The organism is bacterium Scap17 (genome assembly GCA_013376735.1).
Taxonomy (GTDB): Bacteria; Pseudomonadota; Gammaproteobacteria; order Pseudomonadales; family Halomonadaceae; genus Cobetia.
Genome location: VINJ01000001.1, coordinates 1,885,501 through 1,908,412, shown reverse-complemented (window position 1 = coordinate 1,908,412; position 22,912 = coordinate 1,885,501). Strand labels below are relative to the sequence as shown.

At 62.1% G+C, this 22,912-nt stretch carries 14 protein-coding genes; 11 read left to right on the top strand and 3 right to left on the bottom strand.

Features of this window, described 5'->3' with window-relative positions; translation table 11 throughout:
• The first annotated feature begins 4 nt into the window (after positions 1 to 4).
• From FLM52_08300 to FLM52_08265, 8 genes are all read left to right on the top strand, one after another.
• Complete coding sequence (locus tag FLM52_08300; protein ID NVN55785.1) at positions 5 to 1,951, top strand: ABC transporter substrate-binding protein; 1,947 nt, start codon at positions 5 to 7, stop codon at positions 1,949 to 1,951.
• Between the two features lie 146 nt (positions 1,952 to 2,097).
• Entirely contained in the window at positions 2,098 to 3,186 is a 1,089-nt protein-coding gene (gene yejB, locus FLM52_08295) for a microcin C ABC transporter permease YejB (protein NVN55784.1), read from the top strand.
• 1 nt (position 3,187) lies between these two features.
• On the top strand, positions 3,188 to 4,327 hold the full coding sequence (locus tag FLM52_08290; GenBank protein ID NVN55783.1) for an ABC transporter permease: 1,140 nt from the start codon (positions 3,188 to 3,190) through the stop codon (positions 4,325 to 4,327).
• Complete coding sequence (locus FLM52_08285; GenBank protein ID NVN55782.1) at positions 4,324 to 5,961, top strand: ABC transporter ATP-binding protein; 1,638 nt, start codon at positions 4,324 to 4,326, stop codon at positions 5,959 to 5,961. Before FLM52_08290 ends, FLM52_08285 begins: the two co-directional genes overlap by 4 nt.
• Positions 5,962 to 6,359: 398 nt before the next feature.
• On the top strand, positions 6,360 to 7,604 hold the full coding sequence (locus FLM52_08280; protein NVN55781.1) for a peptidase: 1,245 nt from the start codon (positions 6,360 to 6,362) through the stop codon (positions 7,602 to 7,604).
• Between the two features lie 334 nt (positions 7,605 to 7,938).
• Entirely contained in the window at positions 7,939 to 9,309 is a 1,371-nt protein-coding gene (locus tag FLM52_08275; GenBank protein ID NVN55780.1) for a c-type cytochrome, read from the top strand.
• The gene (locus FLM52_08270; protein ID NVN55779.1) at positions 9,218 to 10,501 is read left to right on the top strand and encodes an imelysin family protein; all 1,284 of its coding nucleotides are present in this window, start codon (positions 9,218 to 9,220) and stop codon (positions 10,499 to 10,501) included. Before FLM52_08275 ends, FLM52_08270 begins: the two co-directional genes overlap by 92 nt.
• Before the next feature lie 17 nt (positions 10,502 to 10,518).
• Complete coding sequence (locus FLM52_08265) at positions 10,519 to 11,724, top strand: DUF1513 domain-containing protein (GenBank protein ID NVN55778.1); 1,206 nt, start codon at positions 10,519 to 10,521, stop codon at positions 11,722 to 11,724.
• A 131-nt stretch (positions 11,725 to 11,855) separates the two neighbouring features.
• Here the strand turns inward: FLM52_08265 and FLM52_08260 are convergent, their stop codons facing one another.
• From FLM52_08260 to FLM52_08250, 3 genes are all read right to left on the bottom strand, one after another.
• Positions 11,856 to 13,919: a TonB-dependent siderophore receptor gene (locus tag FLM52_08260; protein ID NVN55777.1), complete on the bottom strand. Its 2,064-nt coding sequence runs from the start codon at positions 13,917 to 13,919 to the stop codon at positions 11,856 to 11,858.
• A 360-nt stretch (positions 13,920 to 14,279) separates the two neighbouring features.
• On the bottom strand, positions 14,280 to 16,037 hold the full coding sequence (locus tag FLM52_08255) for a multidrug ABC transporter permease/ATP-binding protein (protein ID NVN55776.1): 1,758 nt from the start codon (positions 16,035 to 16,037) through the stop codon (positions 14,280 to 14,282).
• A 142-nt stretch (positions 16,038 to 16,179) separates the two neighbouring features.
• Positions 16,180 to 18,726 (bottom strand): DNA polymerase II, encoded by a 2,547-nt coding sequence (locus FLM52_08250; protein ID NVN55775.1) that lies wholly within the window; start codon positions 18,724 to 18,726, stop codon positions 16,180 to 16,182.
• A 122-nt stretch (positions 18,727 to 18,848) separates the two neighbouring features.
• Between FLM52_08250 and FLM52_08245 the strand changes: the two genes are divergently transcribed.
• The 3 genes from FLM52_08245 to FLM52_08235 all read left to right on the top strand — a co-directional run bounded on the left by FLM52_08245 (position 18,849) and on the right by FLM52_08235 (position 22,883).
• On the top strand, positions 18,849 to 20,240 hold the full coding sequence (locus tag FLM52_08245; protein NVN55774.1) for a diguanylate cyclase: 1,392 nt from the start codon (positions 18,849 to 18,851) through the stop codon (positions 20,238 to 20,240).
• A gap of 373 nt (positions 20,241 to 20,613) precedes the next feature.
• Positions 20,614 to 21,528: a GlxA family transcriptional regulator gene (locus FLM52_08240; protein NVN55773.1), complete on the top strand. Its 915-nt coding sequence runs from the start codon at positions 20,614 to 20,616 to the stop codon at positions 21,526 to 21,528.
• A gap of 128 nt (positions 21,529 to 21,656) precedes the next feature.
• Positions 21,657 to 22,883, top strand: a complete 1,227-nt coding sequence (locus FLM52_08235; protein ID NVN55772.1) for a DUF971 domain-containing protein — start codon at positions 21,657 to 21,659, stop codon at positions 22,881 to 22,883.
• The last annotated feature ends 29 nt before the right edge of the window (positions 22,884 to 22,912 follow it).

The following is a 22,912-nucleotide window of genomic DNA, read 5'->3' as shown; positions in this document are numbered from 1 at the left end:
ACTGATGGTGAGCGGCTCGTTCACTGCCACGGCCAACGCGGCGGAGCCCAATACGACCAAGTCCAATACGACCAAGTCCAATACGAATAGTGAGCAATCTGCCGATTCACGTCCCAGCGCCGAGACGGCGTCGGGCACTCAGGCAACCAGCACTCAGGCAACCAGTATTCCAACCTCGAACGTGCAGGCACCGCTGGACGTCCCGACTGTGCATGGCCTGGCCATCTACGGCGAGCCGGCCCACAAGCCCGGCTTCACGCACTTCCCTTATGTCAATCCAGAGGCGCCGGTCGGCGGTCGCATGACGCGCGCCGCCATCGGCAGCTTCGACTCCACCAATCCCTTCATTCTCAAGGGAAATTCGGTGGCGGGACTCAACTACTTCGGGGGACTGATCTACGACACCCTGATGATCCCCTCCGCCGATGAACCTTTCACCGAATACGGATTGCTGGCCAGCGGCGTCCGCCTGGCCGAGGACCGCAGCGCCATCGAATTCGATATCGATCATCGGGCGCGTTTCCATGATGGCGTGGCGGTGACTGCCGAAGATGTCGTCTTCACCTATCGCCTGCTCAAGGATGAAGGCCTGCCGTTCTTCAAGAGCTACTACCACGATGTCACCGGCGTCAGCGTGATCGATGCCGACACCGTACGTTTCGAGATGGCGCCAGGCGCGGCGCGCGAATTGCCGCTGATCATCGGACAGCTACCGGTGTTGCCGGAGCACTACTGGAAGAGCCGCGACTTCACGCGCGCCACCCTGGAAATCCCGCTGGGTTCCGGCCCCTATCGCATGGCATCTCTGGTCGCCGGCCGCCAGGTTCGCTACGAGCGTGTCGACGACTACTGGGGCAAGGACCTGCCGGTCAACAAGGGCCGCCACAATATCCAGACACTGGTCTACGACTACTACCGGGACCAGACCGTCTCGCTGGAAGCCTTCAAGGCCGGCAGCATCGATCTGCACGTCGAAAGCAGTGCCAAGAACTGGGCGACCGCCTACGACACTCCCGCGCTCCACGAGGGGCGACTGAAGAAGCTGGAAGTCCCGGACAGCAACCCGGCAGGCATGCAGGGCTTCGTGCTCAACGAGCGCCGCGAGCGCTTCCAGGACCCGAGGGTCCGTGAGGCACTGGCGCTGGTCTTCGACTTCGACTGGATCAACCGCAACCTCTTCTACGGCGCCTACCAGCAGACCCACAGCTATTTCGAGAATTCGGACATGGCCGCGGATGGCATGCCCACCGGCAAGGAGCTCGCGCTGCTTGAGCCCTTCAAGGATGAGCTGCCCAAGGCGGTCTTCGACAAGCCTCTGCCGATCGATGAGCCACAGGAATTGCGCCCTCGCCTGCGCAAGGCGTTGGGACTGCTGCGCGAAGCGGGCTATGAAGTGATCAAGGGCCAACTGGTCAGCCGCAGCAGCGGCAAGCCGCTGACGCTAGAGGTGCTCAATTACGATACCCAGTTCGAGCGCATCATCCAGCCGTGGATTCGCAATCTGGCGCGCATCGGCATCAAGGCGCGGATTCGCACCGTCGACGTCAATCAGTACATCAACCGCCGTCGCAGCTTCGACTTCGACGTGGTGGTCGGCAGTTATCCGCAGTCCAATAGTCCCGGCAGCGAGCAGCGTGAATACTGGACCAGCGACTATGCCGACGTGGCCGGCTCACGCAACCTGATCGGGCTGAAGAGCCCGGTGGTGGACGCGCTCACCGATGCTCTGATTCAGGCACAGACCCGCGAAGACCTGCTCAGCGCGACACGGGCACTCGACCGCGTACTGCGCTGGGGCTTCCATGTCGTGCCCCAGTGGCACCTGGCGGCGACGCGCATCGCGCTCTGGAACAAGTTCGGCTATCCGCAGCCCTTCCCGGAATACCAGCTGAGCCTGGACAGCTGGTGGATCGAGACCGACAAGGATGTCTCGCCTGAGCCGGGTGAATGAACCGAAAGAGCACGCCTGACGTATATTTGGGATGAATGCATCGGGCATGAAAGACAACTGGCTTACGCGTTCACGACACCAATAACCGATGCCCCAGGCACCGCATATCAGAGGCGGGCGATGAGGGGCACGCAGGGAGATTGCCATTGGGTGCCTATATTCTGCGCCGGATTCTGTTGATGATTCCGACGCTGCTCGGAATCCTGTTGCTGAATTTTCTGATCGTTCAGGCCGCCCCCGGTGGCCCGATCGAACAACTGATGTCACGCCTGGACGGCATGAGTGCCGGTGCCAGCACTCGTCTCAACAGTGGGGGCGGTGATGGCGTCGCCAGCGGTGGCGGGGGCTCCTCGACCTATCGCGGCGCCTCAGGGGTCGACCCGGCCTTGATCGAGGAGCTGGAGCAGCAGTTCGGCTTCGACAAGCCGGTCTGGGAACGCTTCACCGACATGGTCGTCGATTACGCGCAGTTCGATTTCGGCGACAGCTTCTTCCGTGATCGCCCGGTGATCGACCTGATGCTGGAGCGCCTGCCGGTCTCCATCTCGCTGGGGCTATGGACCACGCTGCTGGTCTATCTGGTCTCGATCCCACTGGGTATCCGCAAGGCGCTGGTGCATGGCTCGCGCTTCGACATCTGGACCTCCGGCGTCGTCATCGTCGGCTATGCCATTCCGGGCTTTTTGTTCGCGATTCTGTTGATCGTGGTATTCGCCGGCGGCAGTTATCTGGACTGGTTCCCGCTCAGGGGGCTGACCTCGCCGGACTTCGAGGAGCTGTCCACCGCCAGCAAGATTCTGGATTACTTCCATCACATCGCCCTGCCCGTGCTGGCCTCCGCCATCGGCAGCTTCGCGACCCTGACGATGCTGACCAAGAACAGCTTCCTGGACGAGATCCACAAGCAATACGTCCTGACGGCACGCGCCAAGGGAGCCAGCGAGCACCGCATCCTCTACGGGCATGTCTTCCGCAACGCCATGCTGATCATCATCGCCGGGCTGCCCGCGGCGCTGGTCGGCATCTTCTTCACCGGCTCGCTGCTGATCGAGGTGATCTTCTCCCTCGACGGGCTGGGGCTGCTCGGCTTCGAGGCTGTCCTGCAGCGCGACTACCCGCTGATCTTCGGCACCCTGTATCTCTATACCCTGATCGGTCTGATCCTGAAGCTGGTCTCTGATCTGATGTATGTGTGGATCGACCCGCGCATCGACTTCGCGACACGGGAGGCCTGACATGCGCCACGAGACAACGGTTCACAGAACATCAAATCACGAAACACCCGCTCACGACGCGAGCGACGAAAGCCAGCAGCCACTGGAACGCCCGCGCGCCTCACGCCTGTCGCCCATCACCCGACGGCGCATGGCGGCCTTTCGTGACAACCGGCGCGCCTGGTGGTCGCTGGTGATCTTCGGCGTACTGTTCGTGCTGTCGCTGGGAGCGGAACTGATCGCCAATGACCGGCCGCTGCTGGTCAAGTATCAGGGCGAGACCTACCTGCCGATGCTGCATGAGTATCCGGAGACCACCTTCGGCGGCTTTTTGCCCACCGCGACCGACTATCGCGACCCCTATGTGATCGAGGCCATCGAGGCGCAGGGCTTCATGCTCAACACCTTGATCCCCTACTCCTACGACACCCTGGATCTGAATCTGGGGTCTCCGGCCCCGTCCGCTCCCAATGGCCGCCATTGGCTGGGCACCGATGATCAGGGTCGGGACGTGCTGGCGCGGGTGATCTATGGCTTCCGACTGTCGGTGATCTTCGCGCTGGTACTGACGGCCGGCTCACTGGTGCTGGGGGTGCTGATTGGTGGTGTACAGGGCTACTTCGGCGGCAAGGTCGACCTCATCGGACAGCGTCTGATCGAGGTGTGGTCCGGTCTGCCGGTGCTGTTCCTGCTGATCATTCTCGCCAGCATCGTCGAACCGAACCTGTGGTGGCTGACCGGCATCATGTTGCTGTTCTCGTGGCTGGGCATCGTCGATATCGTGCGCGCCGAATTCCTGCGCGCGCGCAATCTGGAATACGTGCGCGCCGCGCGAGCCATGGGCCTGCCCTCGCGACTAATCATGTGGCGTCATGTGCTGCCCAATGCCATGGTCGCCACCCTGACCTTCATTCCCTTCCTGTTCACCGGCGCCATCACCACGCTGACGGCACTGGACTTCCTGGGCTTCGGCCTGCCGGCCGGCTCACCGTCATTGGGCGAGCTGGTCGCCCAGGGCAAGAACAACCTGCAGGCACCGTGGCTGGGCATGACCGCCTTCCTGAGCCTCGGCATCATGCTGACGCTGTTGGTCTTCATCGGCGAAGGGTTGCGTGATGCCTTCGACCCACGTCATATCAGTGCCCGGGAGCAGAACGCATGAGTCATCCCTCTTTCTCTACCGACAACGCTGGCGCCACTGCCAGCGTGCTGAGACTAGACGACCTCTGCATCCGCTTCGGTCAGACTCCCGTGGTCAGGCACCTCTCCCTCGAGGTGAGGCGCGGTGAATGCCTGGCCATCGTCGGCGAGTCCGGGTCGGGCAAGTCCGTCAGCCTGCTGGCAAGTCTCGGCCTGCTGCCGGGCCACGCCCATGTCACCGGGCAGCGCGAATTCACGCCGCTGGACGGCAAGTCGCTGGATCTCGCCACATTGACGCCGCGCCAGTGGCAGCGAGTCCGTGGCGGCCAGATAGGTTTCGTGTTCCAGGAGCCGATGACCTCGCTCAACCCGCTGACGCGTATCGGCGAACAGATCAGCGAAAGCCTGCGCCTCCAGCAGGGGTTGCGCGGCAATGCGGCACGCCAGCGAGTCATCGAATTGCTCAAGCAGGTGCAGCTGCCGCGCCCCGAGGAATTGATCGATGCCTGGCCACACCAGCTTTCCGGTGGACAGCGTCAGCGCGTGATGATCGCCATGGCGATGGCCAATCAGCCGCCGCTGTTGATCGCCGATGAACCCACCACGGCACTCGATGTCACCGTGCAGCAGGAAATCCTCAAGCTGCTGGATCGCCTGCGTCGTGACCAGGGCATGGCCATGATCCTGATCAGCCACGACCTCAATCTGGTGCGCCGCCACGCCGACCGCGTGATCGTGATGCGCGAGGGCGAATGCATCGAGCAGGGCCGCGTCAGCGAGGTCTTCGATTCGCCCAAGGCGGAGTACACCCGCGAGTTGCTGGGTGCCGAGCCCGAGGGGCTCGCCGGCGACCTGAGCGCCGAGGACGCCGCGTCTCCCGTGCTCACCGCGCGCCAGCTGGAGGTGCGTTTCTCGCGCAGCAAGAAGCTTTTCCAGAAGCGCCCGGCGGACTTCATTGCCGTGCATCCGCTGGATCTGACACTGGCACGCGGCGAGACACTCGGTGTTGTCGGGGAATCGGGCTCCGGCAAGACGACACTCGCCCTGGCACTTCTGAAGCTGCAGGCGGCCAGAGGCGAGATCCATCTCGAACGCGAGCGAATCGATACCCTGGATCGCAACGCGCTGCGTCTGCGTCGCCGCCAGATGCAGATCGTCTTCCAGGACCCTTACGGCTCGCTGTCCCCGCGCATGCCCGTGGCGGACATCATCAGCGAAGGCCTGCGCTTTCATCAGCCCGAGCTTTCAGTGGACGAGATACGTCTGCGAGTGGCACAGGTACTCGAGGAAGTCGAACTGCCCTCGGCGTGTGCCGACCGTTATCCTCATGAGTTCTCCGGCGGCCAGCGTCAGCGGATTGCGCTGGCGCGTGCGCTGATCCTCGAACCCCGCCTGCTGGTGCTCGATGAGCCCACCTCGGCACTGGATCGTAGCGTGCAGAAACAGCTGATTGCCCTGCTGCGTGAACTCCAGACACGCCGAGGCCTGAGCTATCTGTTCATCAGCCATGACCTGGCAGTGGTACGCGCGCTGTCCCACCGAGTGATGGTGTTGCGTGAGGGACGCCTGGTGGAGACGGGCACGACGGCAGAGGTGCTCGGCAACCCTCGCGAGGACTATACGCGTGCCCTGATACAGGCCGCGGGTCTGGCCTGACACGCTCTGCCATGGCCTGACCAGAGCCAATTGGCCTGGCTGACCTGGGCTGCTCTGCTCTGCTCTGCTCTGCTCTGCCATAGCATGCCGATCGCCCTACTCAGGCAGCCACAGGTAATGTGCAGCGCATTGACGCATTGCAGTCAGTGCACCCTTGCGTTGCAAGACGCACGTTTTGTCGATTGCAAATAATAAAGGTTCTCAATATGATCCAGTGATGTGCGGGCCGACCATCGAGAGACCGTGTAATGACTTCCCGCCCTCTCCCGAGCGGCCCCACGCACTGCCGTTCTGCGCGCACTGCATAACAACAGACCGATCAAGGGAACCATATGACTGCCTCTTTCCGTTTTGCCTTACGCAAGCCGCTGGCAGCTGCCATCGCATTGTCAGCCTCCATGTTCACCGGTGCCGCCTTGGCAGAGCATCATGGCGACGCACATGACAATGCGGTGACGGCAGCCGCTGTCGTCGCTCAGTACGCCAACGTCGCGCACGCTACCTACAGCGATGCCCTGGCCAGTGCCAATGCCCTGCGCGCCGCCAATGCCGCGCTGATCGAGTCGCCGTCCGAGGCGACGCTGGCCGCGGCACGTGCCGCCTGGAAGCAGGCGCGCGTCGCCTACCAGCAGAGTGAAGTCTTCCGCTTCGGCAATGCCATCGTCGACGACTGGGAAGGTCAGCTGAACGCCTGGCCGCTGGATGAAGGGCTGATCGATTACGTCGAAGGCGACGGCTATCAGGCCGAGCTGGGCAACCCGGGTGCCAGCGCCAACATCATCGCCAGCGACAGCGTGCAGATCGGTGCCGACAAGATCGACACCACCGAGATCACCCCGGAGCTGCTGGCATCCCTCAACGAGCTGGGCGGTTTCGAGGCCAATGTGGCCAGCGGCTACCATGCCATCGAATTCCTGCTCTGGGGCCAGGACATGCACGGCTTCGAGTCTGGCGCAGGCGAGCGTCCGGCATCGGACTATGCCAAGGGCGAGGACTGCACCGGCGGCCACTGTGAACGTCGTGGCGCCTACCTGCTGGCCGCCAACGACCTGTTGATCAGCGACCTGGAATACATGGTCGGCCAATGGGCACAGGGCGACAAGGCCAACTATCGCGCGGAACTGACCTCGCTGCCGGCCGGTGAAGGTCTCGAAAAGATGCTGTTCGGCATGGGCTCCCTGTCATTGGGTGAGCTGGCCGGTGAGCGCATGAAGGTCGCGCTGGAAGCCAACTCCTATGAAGACGAGCACGACTGTTTCTCCGACAACACCCACTACTCGCACTTCTACAATGCCAAGGGCATCCAGAACGTCTACGAAGGCAAGTACGTGACCCTGGATGGTCGCACCTTCGAAGGCCCGTCACTCCATGCGCTCGTCGCCCAGAATGACCCGGAACTGGCTGAGAAGATGCACGCGGCGCTGGACACCACCATGGGCCAGCTGCAGGTGATGGTCGACACGGCAGAAACCGAGGGTGGCATGAAGTTTGACCAGTTGATCGCCCCGGGCAATGCCGAAGGCGCCGAGATCATCAATGCCAGCATTCAGGATCTGGTCGCCCAGACCCGTCTGATCGAAGAGATTGCCGGTACCGTCGGTATCGATGGCCTGGAAGCCGATACGGCAGATCACGAATTCTGATCAACTGCTCCACATTGCCAAGCGTGAGTTGGCTGAAGACCCCAAGCTGCCTCGCCTCGTGCTGATATCCTCGCCCGAACCTCTCTCACGACAGGTTCGGGCGTTGATGGTTCTTGCGCCAGCTTTTCATGCGCGTCTGCCGATAGAGTCCTGAGAGAAAGCTCTTCGAGCAGCCTGACCGCGCAAGCCGAGAAAACCCTGTATGCCAATATTGCACCACGACATGAAGCTGCGTCCCTCCCTGACCCGCTCCCTGCCACTTGCCATCGCCCTGGCGTGCCTACCTGCTCAGTCGGCATCGGCAGATCATCCCAAGCCCACGGCAGATTCCGCGATGACAGTGATGAGCTATCTGTCTTCCCTGCCCTTGCAGGATACCGACAGAAGCGGTGGCGAAGGCAGCGTACGCAAGCATGACACCAATGCCTACTCCCTGCCGGCCAAGAACCTGAGCTTCGATCAGCGTCTGTCCTTCAGTGTCGGCAACAGCTTCTTCAAGAGCCCCTGGGTGATCGCGCCCGCCAGCACCACCGCACGCGATGGTCTCGGCCCGCTGTTCAACACCAACGCCTGCCAGAACTGCCACGTCAAGGATGGCCGCGGCAGCCTGCCGGCCGAGGGCGACCCCTCGGTGGGCCTTTTCCTGCGCCTGGGCCTGCCGGACAGCCACGAGGACAGCTGGAGCGATGAGGAGCGTGAATTCCGGCGTATCGCTGGGGTAATGCCACATCCTGTCTATGGCACCCAGCTGCAGAATGCTGCCGCACCGGGCATCGCGCGCGAAGGCCGCATGCAGGTGGATTACGAGCCAGTGACGGTGACCCTGGCGGACGGAGAAGTGATCGCGTTGCGCAAGCCGCGCTATTCCATCGTCGAACCCGGCTTCGGTGACCCGGGCGCCATCGCGCTCTCCCCGCGTCTCGCCCCCGGCATGGTGGGTCTGGGGCTGCTCGAGGCGGTTAGCGACGAGACCTTGCTCGAGTGGGCCGACCCGCAGGATGCGGATGGCGACGGCATCAGCGGGCGCGCCAACACAGTCTGGTCACTTGCCGAGCAACGCGAGGTCATGGGGCGTTTCGGCTGGAAAGCCGGTCAGCCCGATGTGCGACAGCAGAGCGCCAAGGCCTTCGCCGGTGACATGGGGCTGACTTCCCATCTGGTCAGCTCCACCGACTGCACCCCGCGTCAGAAGTGCGAGGCATTGCCCGATGGCGGGGAGATCGAGGTCGACGACAACGTGATGGACAACGTGGCCTTCTACTCGCGCAATCTGGCCGTGCCCACCCGACGTGATATCGATGACCCGACGGTGCGCCAGGGCGAGCGACTGTTCCGCGAGCTTGAATGCGCCAGCTGCCACCGCCCTCGCCTGACCACCCAGTCCGGCGGCGTGGCGAAACAACTGGCCGAGCAGACGATCTGGCCCTACAGCGACATGCTGCTGCATGACATGGGCGAAGGACTGGCGGATGATCGCCGCGAATTCGAGGCCAGCGGCCAGGAATGGCGCACGCCGCCCCTGTGGGGCATCGGCCTGGCCCAGACGGTCAACCCTGCCACGGGCTTCTTGCATGATGGCCGTGCACGCACCCTGCTCGAGGCCGTGCTATGGCATGGCGGCGAAGCACAGCCCAGCCGCGATGCCGTCGTGGCCCTACCGACTGACCAGCGTGAAGCCCTGTTGCGCTTCCTCGAGACTCTCTGACAAGGAATACCCGTTCATGCCCCGCGACACCTTCACCCTAGCTGCAACCCCGATGAAACCTGCCCTGCGGAAGACCTCGCCCCTGTCCCTGATGGCCTGTGGCATGACGCTGCTGGGCGCCGCGCTATTGCCTACGAGCACACTGGCGGCGACGGACTCTTCTGGTGCCAACACAGACGCCGCCACAGACACCAACAGCGCAGCGGCGGTCAGCCGGTTTGCCGCTGACACGCTGAGCGAGGCGCACCAGCAACTTGCCAGCCGCCTGCAACAGCTAGAGCAGCATACTCAAGACTTCTGCTCCGCCGAGGGTGACGTGACCCTCGACACCCTCAAGCAGGACTGGCGCAGCGCCATGCTGGGGCTGAATCAGGTCAACTGGGTGGAAATGGGCCCGATCCTGCAGAACTCGCGTCAATGGCAGCTATATTTCTGGCCTGACAAGAAGGATCTGGTCGCGCGCAAGACCCGCGCCCTGCTCGCCGGTGATGCCCCGATCACGGTCGAGAGTCTGGCGGAGCAATCCATCGTCATGCAGGGACTGGGCAGCGTGGAGTATCAGCTGTTCGATGCCCGCTATGCCGACTCTCCCCTCACCGCCGACTCGCGCCGCTGCGAGTTGATGACGGCCAACACCTCCTATGCCGCCAATACTGGCAAGACGCTGCGTGATGAGTGGCAGCAGTTTGCGCCGCAACTGGCCGAAGGCACTGGCGCCTTCAGCGATTCGCGTGACGCCGTGCTTTCCCTGGTACGCGCGATGACCGTCCAGCTGGAAGCCATCAAGGACCGCAAACTGCGTCGCCCGATCGGCCTCGACAACGGCGGCACGGCCAACCCCTATGCGGCTGAGTCCTGGCGTGGCGGCATGGGGCTCGCCAACATCGGGGCGACGCTTGCGATGATGGAAACGCTCTGGCTCGGCAATGACGAGGCCGCTGGCATTCAAGGCTATCTGAATCAGCAGGTCGATCCGCGCATGGTGGCCTCCACCACAAGCGATTTCGTCGATGCGCGCCAGGCCTTCGTCGCCCTGCCGGATGATCTCGCCGCCATACTGCGCGATGACCCGCGCAATGGTGAGCTGCAGCAGGCCTTGATCCATGTCGAGAGCCTGCAGGCCAGTTTTGCCGACACGCTCAACCCGGCGCTGGGCCTGTCACTGGGCTTCAACAGCACCGATGGCGACTGAGGAATTGAGAGCGGCGAATGACAACTGACAAGGGGCCAGGCGAGATGCCTCACGGCATGACAGACACACACGCAGCCGACGCCCGCCAGCGACGTCGGCTGCTCAAGGCGTTGGCCTGCACGCCACTGATGGGATTGCCCTGCGGCATGGCCGTGGCAGGCGGCAACAACGCCGCCAGCGCCCAGGGGCGCGAGCCGCTCGGGGTGGCCATCTCGGCATGTGATGATGACACGGGGCAGCACTTTGCCAGCTGCACCAGCTATCAGGGAATGGAGCGCTGGCGCCAGCCGATACGCCAGCGCGCCCACGGTGCCACTCGGCACCCTCACAAGCCGTGGGCGCTGACCTTCTCACGGCGTCCGGGGACGGAAATCAATGTCTTCGACCTCGATAGCGGTGAGCGGATCGCACGCATCGAGGCCGCACCGGACCGCCACTTCTATGGGCATGGCGTGTTCAGCCCGGATGGCGGTCTGCTCTACACCACCGAGAATGCCATCGCGCCCGGAGAAGGCCGCATCGGCATCTACGACGTGAATCGCGACTTCGCGCGGATCGGCGAGTTCGCCAGTGGCGGGATCGGCCCGCATGAAACTCGCCTGCATCCGGATGGCCAGCAGCTGATCATCGCCAATGGCGGAATTCTCACGCGCCCGGAGACCGGTCGCGTGAAGCTCAATCTTGATACGATGCAGCCCAACTTGACGCTGCTGGATCGCGTCTCGGGCGAGATTCGCTGGCAAGGCGAGCCATCACATCACCAGTTGTCATTGCGACACCTGGATGTCAGCCGTGATGGCACCATCGTCGCGGGGTATCAGTATCAGGGGCCGGCCTCGGACCATCACCCCCTGGTGGTGATGAAGCGCCCCGCCAGCGAGACCTTGCAGGAATTGCCGCTACCACAGGAATACGTCCCGCAGTTCAAGCAATACATCGCGAGCATCGCCATCGCCCCCCAGGGTCACCTGGCCGTGGCGACCGCACCGCGCGGCAATCTGATCACGCTGTGGAATCTTGCAGCAGGTGAACTTGAGACCACGCTGGACTTTGCCGATTGCGCCGGGGTGTTGGCGGTACCGGTGACGCAGGAGACCCCCGCAGGTTTCGTGGTCAGCAATGGACGCGGGGAATGGCTGCTGATCGATGAGGAGGGCCTGCCGGCACTGGGGCCGGTGCGCTTGGCCAATACCCACTGGGACAATCATCTGGCGTTGATGTAGGACGTTACCGGGGACAACAGCACCCCATGACGGGAAGGAAGGTGACACCCGGCCAGACACGACAACGCCCCGCAGGCTGCTGCCTGCGGGGCGTTGTCGTTCAACAGGACATGATGCAAAGGCGCAAGGGATCAGAAGCGATAGCTCAGACTGCCGATGATGCTGCGGGATTCCCCGTAGTAGCACCAGTAGCTGCAGCTGGCGACATATTCCTTGTCGGTGAGGTTGCTGACATTGATCTGAGCGCTCAGCTCGCGCGTGAAGTCATACCCCACCATCGCATCGAACAGCAGATAGTCCGACACGGTGGTGTCGCCATCCACCGATTCACCGACATAGCGGGCACCCGCCCCCAGACGCAGGCCCTCCAGGGAACCACTCTCGAAGGCGTAATCCAGCCAGCTGGAAGCTTGGTGGCGCGGTATCAGCGGCGCGCGGACATCGTCTTCCAGGCGTGCATCCGTATAGGTATACGCCGAGGTCAGCTTGAGGTGGTCCGTCAGGTAACCGACCATTTCCAGCTCGAAGCCACGCGACTGACGCTCGCCCTCCTGCACCTGAACACCGCCGGTGGTGACCAGCGTATTGTCTTCGGTGAGGTCAAAGACAGCCGCCGTCACGTAACCATCCCAGCCGGCGGGCTGATACTTGGCACCCAGCTCCCACTGGCGTCCTTCTCGAGGCTCGTACAGAGAGCCACCATCATCGGTCGCACTGATCGGCTCGAAGGATTCGGTATAGCTCAGATAGGGATTGAGACCGAAGTCCGTCAGGTACATCACCCCGCCCGACCAGCTGATCTCGTCATCATCGGAGCGCTCACGAACCCCTGTAGTCCGATTGACGTTCTCGGTCTCGGCCTGGTCGTAGCGAACCCCGGCCAGCAATACCCACTCGTCGTCGATGCGCAGCTGATCCTGCACATAGAGGCCGATCTGCTCCTTGTCGATATCGCGCCGCGTAATCTGGTCATCGCTCAAGGCGGTGTAATTACCGTATTGCGGGTCAAATAGATCGATCGGATCGCCAAAGGCATAATCATCAGCTTCCTTGCCCGACAGGCTCAGATTCTGATAATCCACGCCCAGCAGCAAGGTGTTCTCGGTGCGCTCGCCATACCACTTGCCGATGGCGCGATTGTCGACGGTATAGCTGTCGATGGTGCCCTCGCGGTACAGCAGCCCCCGCTGCCCTTCGCGCGCCGAGGACTGAAAGAGGATGTAGCTGCTGATCAGGTCGAGATCCAGCTGGCTATAGCGGAAGTCCTGCTCCAGCGCCCAAGTGTCGTTCAGCTGGTGGCGCAGCTCATAGCCCAGGGAGGTCTGGGTACGCTCATCCTTGTCATACCCCGGCTCGCTGTAGTTGGTCTGCGGGTCCACCTTGCCGAACGGTGTATCGTCCACGGTGCCATAGGCCAGCTTGAAGGCATTGGTGGGCACGCCATCATCCTTCTGGAGGCTGGCGAGCAGCGTCAGCTGGGTTGCATCCGAGATGTCCCAGGTCAGGCTCGGCGCGAAGTAGTAGCGCTCGTTCTCAGTGTGGTCGAGATCCCCATCACGTTCGCGATACAACCCGACCAGCCGATAGCGTACGTCACCGTCATCGCTCAGATAGCCACTGGTATCGAGCCCCGTCTGGCGCAGACCGCGATTGCCGACCTGAATCTGAATCTCGCTCTGTGGCTCATCGGTGGGGCGCTTGCTTATGGCGTTGATCAATCCGCCGGGAGGCGCCTCCCCGTAAAGGATGGAAGAAGGCCCCTTGAACAGATCGACGCGCTCCAGCCCCCAGGTCTCCGGCAACCACTGATAGAAGCCTTCACGGTAGATGCGCAGGCCATCCTGATAGGTGGATTGATCAAAGCCTCGCACCTTGAACCAATCGGTATTGTTGTCCGACCCATAGTGGCCAGACAGGACGCCGGCACGGTAGCGGAAGGTTTCATCGAGCTGCTGGACGTTGCGCGTGTCGAGCTCTTCGCGATTGACCGTCGAGACCGGACGCGGCGTCTCCACCAGCGGCGCATCGACTTTCAGTGCCGTGCCGACCACGACCATGGTGTCATCGGTCTCGTCAGCCAGCACGCTGGCCGACTGTGACAGGAGCCCTGCCGCGATGCAGAGCCGTATGGCATGCGAAAGAGGGGCGAGTGCCGGCCGGACAGGTGCCTGCCGTGATGTTGGATATCTGGACATGTCGTGTTCCCTTGCAACGATCGTTATGTGGTCAATCTCCCCTTCCGTCTCGACGCATCTCTCACTGGCACGCTGATATCGAATACGGAATGGAATCAGGATGATTCGTATTTATCTTTCATCGATCATGATGGCCCGCCATTTCACGGAGATCCTGCCTGCAATCTCGAGAATCGCGCGTGTCACCACACTGCAGCAACGCAAGTCGTGGAGTCTGCTGCCGTGGGTATCCTCCCTGGCCCATCACATGAGCCCGGCTCCTGGGCTCACGTCCTGCCACTGCCTGTCAGGTGATTTCGGTGGAAATGAGCGGCCGCGGCATCCCGCGGCCGTCCTCTCCGCCAGCCCGATCGGGGTGTTTCAGGCTTCATCCAGACGCGCGACGGCATCCTGACTGATGCGATCACGCTGGGCGCCCGACAACTCCTGCAGCTTGCCGGCACGCATCTCGAACAATCGGTCCGCCTGCTCGAAATAATGATCATCGTGACTGATGGCAAACACCGTCTTGCCCATCTCGCGCAGATGCGGCAAGAGATCACGATAGAAGATACGACGGAACTGCGGGTCCTGATCTGCCGCCCATTCATCCAGCAGCAGGATGTCACGACACTCGGCCACGGCCATCAACAGCGCCAGTCGCTTGCGCTGTCCCTGCGACAGCTCCGTATTGACGATGCGATTTCCGTCCAGCATCAGCTTCTCTCGCATCTGCAGATATTCCATCCACTGTGCGATGAGTGCCGGGTCCGCCGGCTCGCCGGTCGGCCCCAGCAGACGATCAAACTGATGGAAATCGGTGAAGACTGCCGAGAACTGCTGACGCCAACCTTCCCGCTCATGCGCCTTAATCGGGCGCCCATCGCGCAGAAGTGAGCCTGACGTCGGCTGATAGAGACCGGTCAAGAGCTTGGCCAGAGTCGACTTGCCACTGCCGTTGCCGCCGATCAGAAACACCAGCTCACCGCGTCTGAGGGTGAGATCCAGCGGGCCGACCGAGAAGGCCTGTTGATCGTCCTGCTGTGCGCTGTGCTCACTATTCACGTGACTGCCATAGCGAAAGCAGACACTCTGCAGGCTCAGGGTCTGCCAGCCAGATTCGGCCGACGTGTCTGCGGCTGATGCCTGTGCCTGAGGCTGCACACCTTGAGGTGATGAGAAATCGGCGTTGACCTGAGCCAATGCCAGCTTGCGCAGCTTGGCGAAGGCCACATCCGCCCCCAGCAGAGTCGGCAATGCGCCTACTGCCTGAATCAGCGGGGTACGCAGGAAGAGAAGCGTCAGGGAAAAGGTCGCGGCGACCTCACCACTGGCCCACCCCAGGCCATTGGCCAGATAGAAGACGATGCCGATGGCCCCCAGCATCATGATATTGGAGAAGTTGACGGCACTCAGGTGGTAGGTATCGGCACGTACGACGTGGTGACGATACTCGCGGGCATTGACGCTGTAGCGAGTGTCGAAATAGTCACGCGCACGGGGTCGATTGAGCGCCAGTTCCTTGCGTCCATCGATGACAGCCTCATAGTCGGCGTAAAGGCGACTCTCCGCTTCTCGCACCTCGGCCAGGTGGCGATAGACTCGCGTGACCAGCCAGCTGCCCCCCATGATGGTCAAGGTCACCCAGATGGCAGTGACCAGCATCATGCCGGGGGATAGCCAGCCAAGATAGAACACGGCCCCCAGGGTCAGCACGATGCCCTGCACCAGTTCCGGCAGACGCACGAACGCCAGGGTGATGTTGCGGATGTCGCTGGACAGACTCGCCAGCAGATTGGCACTGCCCAGCTGCTCGAGCCGCTCGATATCGGTATCGAGAATCTGCTTGACCAGACGCCCGCGAAGTCCGTGCACGAAATGATGCCCCAGCGTCGTCAACGCCAGCTGTGCCCCCAAGGTGATCGCCAGCAACAGCAGAATCAGTCCGAGAAACTCCGGAAGCACCCCGACATGGGCCGCAAGCCCTTGATCCAGGGGGGCGGAATCAGCATGTGTGATGAGTCGCTGGTTGATATAGGCAATGACACCGATACCCAATCCCGCGCTGGCAAGACTGAGAAGCATCACGCCAACAAAGGACCAGCGATAATGGGCAAGAACCACTTTCAGTAACGTCACACCTGCTCCCGGGCACCATGGCGATCAGACCGCCATCACATGAAAACTGTGCAGGCCTGATGGCTGCACCGAGAGAGGATCTTACGTCGAACATACATTAATGCAAGAAATAATGAGAAAGATTATCACTACGCAAAAAGCGTCACCACAGCGTCATCTGACGATCCAGCAGGCGATCGAAATCATCCCCCACGAATGGCAGGATGCCATCGGCGACGGGCTTGAGCTGGCGACTCAGGTAATGCTCGACATCAATGGGCGAGCGCAGATATTCGAGAGGTTCCGGGCCGGAGGTGGTCATCACATAGCGAATCCAGCCGCCGCGCTGATAGCGTAACGGCAGGCCCCGCCGGCGGTTCTCTTCATCCGCCAGACGCGCCGCACGGACATGGGGCGGCACGTTGCGCTGATAATCGTCGAGCTTGCGCCTCAGTCGCTTGCGGTAGATCAAGGCCTCGACATCCGTAGTGTCCGCCGCTCCATGGGCATGGCGTTGCAGGTAATCCTGCACGAAGCCTTTCAGGTACTCCTGATAGGGGCTGCCTTCGAAGATGCGGCGATAGAGTCCCTGCTGGAAGGTCTTTGCCAGCGGCGTCCAGTCAGAGCGCACAGACTCCAGTCCCTTGAACACCAGTTCCGTCTGGCTGCCGCTGCCTGTCTGTTGCAGCCCAGCGTAGCGTTTCTTGCTGCCCTCTTCGGCCCCGCGAATGGTCGGCATCACGAAGCGCTGATAGTGGGTCTCGAACTGCAGTTCCAACGCGCTGTCGAGATCCAGACTGTCCTTGAGATGCCGTCGCCACCAGTCGGTGACATGGGCCGCCAGCTCACGGCCGATCCGGCTCGCCTCGGCTTCCTCATGCGCAGCGCCCAGCCACACGAAGGTGGAGTCGGTATCGCCATAGATGACGCGATAGCCCTGCGCCTCGATCAATTCCACCGTCTGCTGGATGATCTGATGGCCACGCCGCGTGATCGAGGACGCCAGCCGTGGATCGAAGAAACGACAGCCGCGTGACCCCAGCACGCCGTAGAAGGCATTCATGATGATCTTGAGCGCTTGGGTCAGCGGGGCATCACCCGCCGCGCGGGCGGCGTCACGTGCTTGCCAGATCTCGGCGACGATGCCCGGCAGGCAGTGTCGATCACGTGAGAAGCGCGCGCCGAGAAAACCGGGCACACCGGCCTCAGGGGCATCATCCGTGCCGTTCTCCGACCCACGCAGCCCTTCGACCAGGCCCAGCGGGTCGATCAGGAAAGTGCGGATGATGGAGGGATACAGACTCTTGAAATCCAGCACCAGCACCGAGTCATAAAGCCCTGGCTGGGAATCCATCACGAAGCCGCCGGGGCTGTCCTCCCCCACCACGTCTCCCAGATTGGGCGCGACCTTGCCCAGCCGGTGCAATCTCGGCAGATACAGATGCGTGAAGGCCGCCACTGAACCACCGCTGCGATCTGCCTCAAGCCCCGTGGCTGCTGCCCGCGCGAGCAGAAACTCCATCAGTCGCGTCTTCGAAAAGATACGGGTGACCAGCTCGCAATCCTTGAGGTTGTAGCGCGCCAGGGAAGGCTTGTCCTCGGCGAACATGCGCAGAATCTCGTCCAGCCGGCCGTAAGGGTCATCGATGGCCTTGCCTTCGTGCAACAGCTCACGCGAGACATTCTCGAGGCTGAACGACTCGAAATGCCAGAAGGCTGACTTGAGCGCCTCGATGCCATCCACCACCCAGCGCCCGGCGATCCCGGCAAAGAAGTGCTCGGCCTGGCGAGGATGAGGGCGCCACTGCATCACGCTGGCGTCACGCCCCAGTCGCAGCGGCAGGCCTTCGGCCTCTGACAGCCGCACCAGCATGCGCAGATCGAACTGGATGACGTTCCAGCCGATGATGACATCAGGATCATGCCTTGCGACCCAGTCCAGCAGGCATTGCAGCAAGTCACGCCGGCTGACGCGGTACTCCAGCGAGAAATCGCGGCTGGCGCTCTCCTCGCCATTAGGGGGGCCCAGCATGTACACCTGATGCTGACCGCAACCCTCGAGCGCGATGGAATACAGATTGCCCCGCGCATCGGTCTCGATATCCAGCGATGCCCATCGCAGTGGTGGCCGATAGCCCTTCAGCGGAGCCAGCCGTGCATTCCTCACGCTGCCATCAGGCTGGCGCTCGCCGCGTGCCGTGACGCCTGCCGTGATGAAACGCTCCATCAGATAGCGGTCCGTCGGACGAACATCCGCTTCGTAGACATCGACCCCAATCGCCTTCAAACGACGCGCCAGCTGGTCCAGGGTGCGATATTCACGGCAGTAGAGCCCCACTATCGGGCGATGGTGGAAGTCTTCCAATGCCAGCGGACGCAACTCGGCGCCGACCTCAAACCTCACCAGTGTCTCTGCCAGCACCTGCTGTTCGGCGGGCAGGAAAGCGACGACATTCTGGGGCGCACATTCAACACGTACGGCGCCCTCTTCGGTGCGGATCCAGAAGCTGATCACCACTCCCTCTGACGTGTCCCGCCAATGGCGTGTCAGCACGAAGCCATGAAGTTCGACAGGAGCGTGGGGGATATCTTCAGATACGGCCTCTGGCACTGAATTACCCTTGCGTTGAATACACGAATGCCGGACGGGATGATAGCAAGGCGTACCTGCCTCCTCATACGATAATATGAATTCTGCATCGTACAACATTTGGCGTGAAGCCTGAGCTTGATGCCAGAAATGCCGTGCCTTCCCGTCGACATGACAATATGGATGTCTGAGACAAGGGAAGCCTCTCCCCGAGATAGCGGCACTCACAAGGAGTCTGCATCATGCAACGCTTTGAGACGATTCAAACCCTGCTGGGCCAGATGCTGGGCCAGATCGACGACATCATCTTGCTTGCAGATGATCAGCGCCATATCACCTATATGAACGACAGTGCGGTGGAGGCATTCGGCTACCCGCGTGAAGCATTGATCGGCCAGCAGACACGTGTGCTGTATGCCTCCAGTGATGAGTTCGAACGCCAGGGGCAGAGACGCTTTCGTGTCGATGCCAAACCCGCCAAGGAAGGCCGGGTCATCCGCTACCGACGCCAGGATGGCACCTACTTCTATGGAGAAACGCTCGGTGGCCCCATCAAGGACCCCACCAGCGACAACATCTTCATGTTCGGGCTGATCCGCGATGTCTCACGGCGCGTGACAGCAGAACATACCCTGCACAGCCTGCATGCCATCACTTCATCACGCGATCTCAACTTCAATGCGCGTATTGACGAGCTGCTGAAACTGGGCTGCGCTCATTTCGGTCTGCCGATCGGTATCTTCAGCCGCATCTCGGGCGACGATTATATCGTCCAGCGTGCCTGTCACCCGGAAGACCTGCTGGAGCCAGGGCTGAGCTTTTCGCTAAGCGAGACTTACTGCGATCACGTTTACAGGGCTGACAGTGTGCAGGCCTTCCACCATGTGGCCAACAGTGAGATACGCAATCACCCCTGCTACGCCAGCTTCAACCTGGAAGCTTATATCGGGGCGCCAGTGATCGTGGATGGCGAGCGTTATGGCACCTTCAATTTCTCAAGCCCGGACCCGGTCCCCCCCTTCACCCCACAGGATATCGAGCTGGTGCGTCTGATAGCGCTCTGGGCCGGCCACGAGGTCGCACGCGCCAATGACTTCACTGCCCTGCAAGAAGCGCATCAGGCACTCGAGAAGATCGCGATCACCGATCCATTGACCGGCCTCTACAATCGCCGCCATGCCCAGCAGGTGCTCGACGACAGCATCGCGGCACTTGCCAGTGCCGAGGTGGATCACCCCCTGTGCGTAGCGCTGCTGGACTTCGATCACTTCAAGAAGATCAACGACAATCATGGCCATGACGCCGGGGATCTTGCTCTACAACACTTGAGCGTCCTCGCCGGAGAGGTTCTGTTGCCCGGCGACACCCTTGCCAGATGGGGTGGAGAAGAATTCCTGGCAATTCTACCTGACTCGCTGCTCAGTGACTCGGCCACGCGTCTCAACCTGCTCCGACAACGCATGATGGACAGTGTCCTGAAGTACAATGGCCAACAACTTCCACTGTCATTGAGCATCGGGGTGACCTGTCTGGAGCCCGATGACAGCGCCACGCGTGAGCAGTTGATCGCACGCGCCGATGAGGCCATGTACGCGGCCAAGGAAGCAGGGCGCAACTGCCTCAGGATGCTATAACGCAATGATTCGTGAAATACTCCGCCCTGTCTGTCCTGATCAGGAGCCACATGCAAGGCGGAGCCTGCTTACTGAACTCCTTTCAACAGAGCCCTTGGGTCACGCCATCGTCTCTCTCGCAGTCAGGTAGCGAACACGCTAAGGTCAGGCCCATCCCCTTCTGCCGAGCCACCCGACGTCGTCGTTGCCTATCCTCATGCCTTCACACGATTCCAGCGCTGTCCCACCCGGTGCGTCCTACGCCTTCGGCCTTCCGGAAGACGGCGTGTTGTCTGACCAGCCCACCAGCATTGCGCCCCTGACCGCCACCCTTGCCTCGCCTGCCCCCGCTGACCGTCACCAACTCGGCATCTTCCTGCTGCCGGGCTTTGCGATGGTCGCGCTTTTCTCGATGATCGAGCCGCTGCGCATCGCGAATCGACTGCGTGGTGCGCGCCTTTATCAATGGACACTCGCAAGCCAGGATGGCGCGCCGGTCAAGGCTTCCAACGGCATGCTGCTGCCGGTGGATACTGCACGTGATGAGCTCACCGCAGTGGACAAACTGGTGGTGTGCACCAGCTTTGCCCCGGAAGCCTATCTGGAAGACCGCACCTTGCACTGGTTGCAGAAGCGGGCACACAGCGGCTGCCAGCTGGGAGGCGTGGATACCGGCTGCTTCGTGCTGGCGCGCGCCGGCCTGCTCGCCGGCAAGACGGTCACGCTGCATTGGGAAAGCCTGCCGGAATTCAGCCAGCGCTTCGATGAGGTGGACGCCGTGGAGTCACTGTATGAAATCAGTGACGATGGCTTCTTCTGCGCCGGCGGCAGCGCCCCGCTGGACATGAGCCTGGAGCTGATCCGCCGCCAGCATGGCCAGACACTCTATCAAGCGGTACGCGAACAGCTGATTCTCGATCAGGGCCGACTGCCGGCCAGCCGCCAGCGCGGCATCAGTCAGCAGACGGCCGATCTGGCTGACCCGCTGCTCAGGCGTGCGATCACGCGCATGGAGAACACCCTGGAGGCCCCGCTCAGCATCGAGGCACTCGCCGAGGAACTCGGCCTCTCATGGCGCCAGCTGGAGCGCCGCTTCCAGCAAGGGCTCGGCTGCACGCCTCGCGCCTATCATGGGGAGCGTCGCCTGCTGCATGCACGCAGCCTGCTTCACGATACCCGCCATGGCGTGACCGATATCGCCCTGGCCTGCGGTTTCACCTCGCATTCGAGTTTCACCCGTGCCTTTCGCCGTCGCTTCGGCATTACCCCGACCCAGGCACGCCGTCAGCCACCACGTCCTCTGATGTGATCCACGCTCGATACCCGCAACGCGATGTCGAATTGGGCACAGTCGGTGTCGAATTGGGCACAGTAGCGAGCGCCGTGGGCTGCCATTCTGTCGGGGAATCGCTCACCTGACAGAAGGAAGGACTCTCCATGGCGCTCCCGATCACACCCGATTACGACAGCTGGCCAATTGACGAGACTCTCGTGAAGGTCGTTCACGAAGCACGCTATCTGAGCGTGACCTGGAGCGATGGCCGCGTCAGCCGTTTTCATAGTGTCTGGTTGCGCGAGAACGCCGCGGACGATACCACCGTCAATCCGGCGACGCGCGAACGCATTCTGGACCTCTCCCAGATTCCCGCCTGGCCGGAAATCGCCGAGGCCAGCATCGATGAGGACGGCGCACTCAGCGTACTGTTCACGCCAGAAGACCGCCGCCTGCGCTTCCACCCGGGCTTCCTGCGCGCCAATGACTATGACAACCAGGACGCGCTGCCGCCGGAACTGCCGCCGCTGACGCTCTGGCACGGTGAGCAGCTGGAACAGCCGCCGACCATCGATGCCGCCCGCCTGGCCGAGGCCGATCATGGCAGCGCGCAGGAGGCGGAGATTCTGTATCCGACCCTGCACGAACTGCTCGGCAAGGGACTGGTGCGCCTGCGCAACCTGCCGACGGAAAAAGGCGCCATCGAAAAGGTCGCCGAGCGCATCGGCTCGATCCGCACCACCAACTTCGGCCACCTCTTCAATGTCCGCGCAATCCAGAACCCGGATTCGAACGCCTATACCTCCATCGCCTTGCCGCCGCATGTGGACCTGCCGACCCGGGAATATCAGCCGGGCCTGCAATGCCTCTACTGTCTCGAGAACACCGTGGAAGGCGGCATGGCGGTGATGATGGATGGCTTCGCCATCGCGGCGGCGCTGAAGGAAGAACACCCCGAGGCCTACGCGACACTCACCACGGTGCACTGGCGCTACGCCAATACCTCGCGCAATACCGATCATGTCTGGTATTCGCCGATGATCGTGCTGGGTCAGGCAGGAGAACTGCTGGAGGTGCGAATCGCCGACTTCCTGCGCGGGCCGATGATGGCGCCGTTCGAGCAGACCGAGACCGCCTATGAGGCACTGATGACGCTACAGCGCATGTTGCGTGAGCCGCGCTTCGCCATGCGCTTCACCTATGCCCCCGGCGACATGGTCATCTTCGACAATCGCCGCCTGCTGCACGCCCGCGATGCCTTCGAGGGCGACAGCGGCAGCCGCTGGTTGCAAGGCTGCTACCTAGAACGTGACGAGGTGCGCTCTCGCTATCGCATGCTCAAGCGTGCCGAACGCGCCGAGCGGGTCGAGGAAGCTACCCAGACGGCGTGATTCGGCACGGCATGCCTCTGCTCGCGAAT

What these genes read in the sequence shown, in the direction of transcription:
- FLM52_08245 (NVN55774.1), top strand. Translation starts at nt 18,849, where the DNA reads ATGCAACGCTTTGAGACGATTCAAACCCTGCTGGGCCAGATGCTGGGC.
- FLM52_08285 (NVN55782.1), top strand. Translation starts at nt 4,324, where the DNA reads ATGAGTCATCCCTCTTTCTCTACCGACAACGCTGGCGCCACTGCCAGC.
- FLM52_08275 (NVN55780.1), top strand. Translation starts at nt 7,939, where the DNA reads ATGACAGTGATGAGCTATCTGTCTTCCCTGCCCTTGCAGGATACCGAC.
- FLM52_08260 (NVN55777.1), bottom strand. Translation starts at nt 13,919, where the DNA reads ATGTCCAGATATCCAACATCACGGCAGGCACCTGTCCGGCCGGCACTC.
- FLM52_08265 (NVN55778.1), top strand. Translation starts at nt 10,519, where the DNA reads ATGACAACTGACAAGGGGCCAGGCGAGATGCCTCACGGCATGACAGAC.
- FLM52_08250 (NVN55775.1), bottom strand. Translation starts at nt 18,726, where the DNA reads ATGTTGTACGATGCAGAATTCATATTATCGTATGAGGAGGCAGGTACG.
- FLM52_08280 (NVN55781.1), top strand. Translation starts at nt 6,360, where the DNA reads ATGTTCACCGGTGCCGCCTTGGCAGAGCATCATGGCGACGCACATGAC.
- FLM52_08290 (NVN55783.1), top strand. Translation starts at nt 3,188, where the DNA reads ATGCGCCACGAGACAACGGTTCACAGAACATCAAATCACGAAACACCC.
- FLM52_08270 (NVN55779.1), top strand. Translation starts at nt 9,218, where the DNA reads ATGGCGGCGAAGCACAGCCCAGCCGCGATGCCGTCGTGGCCCTACCGA.
- FLM52_08240 (NVN55773.1), top strand. Translation starts at nt 20,614, where the DNA reads ATGGTCGCGCTTTTCTCGATGATCGAGCCGCTGCGCATCGCGAATCGA.
- FLM52_08300 (NVN55785.1), top strand. Translation starts at nt 5, where the DNA reads ATGGTGAGCGGCTCGTTCACTGCCACGGCCAACGCGGCGGAGCCCAAT.
- FLM52_08235 (NVN55772.1), top strand. Translation starts at nt 21,657, where the DNA reads ATGGCGCTCCCGATCACACCCGATTACGACAGCTGGCCAATTGACGAG.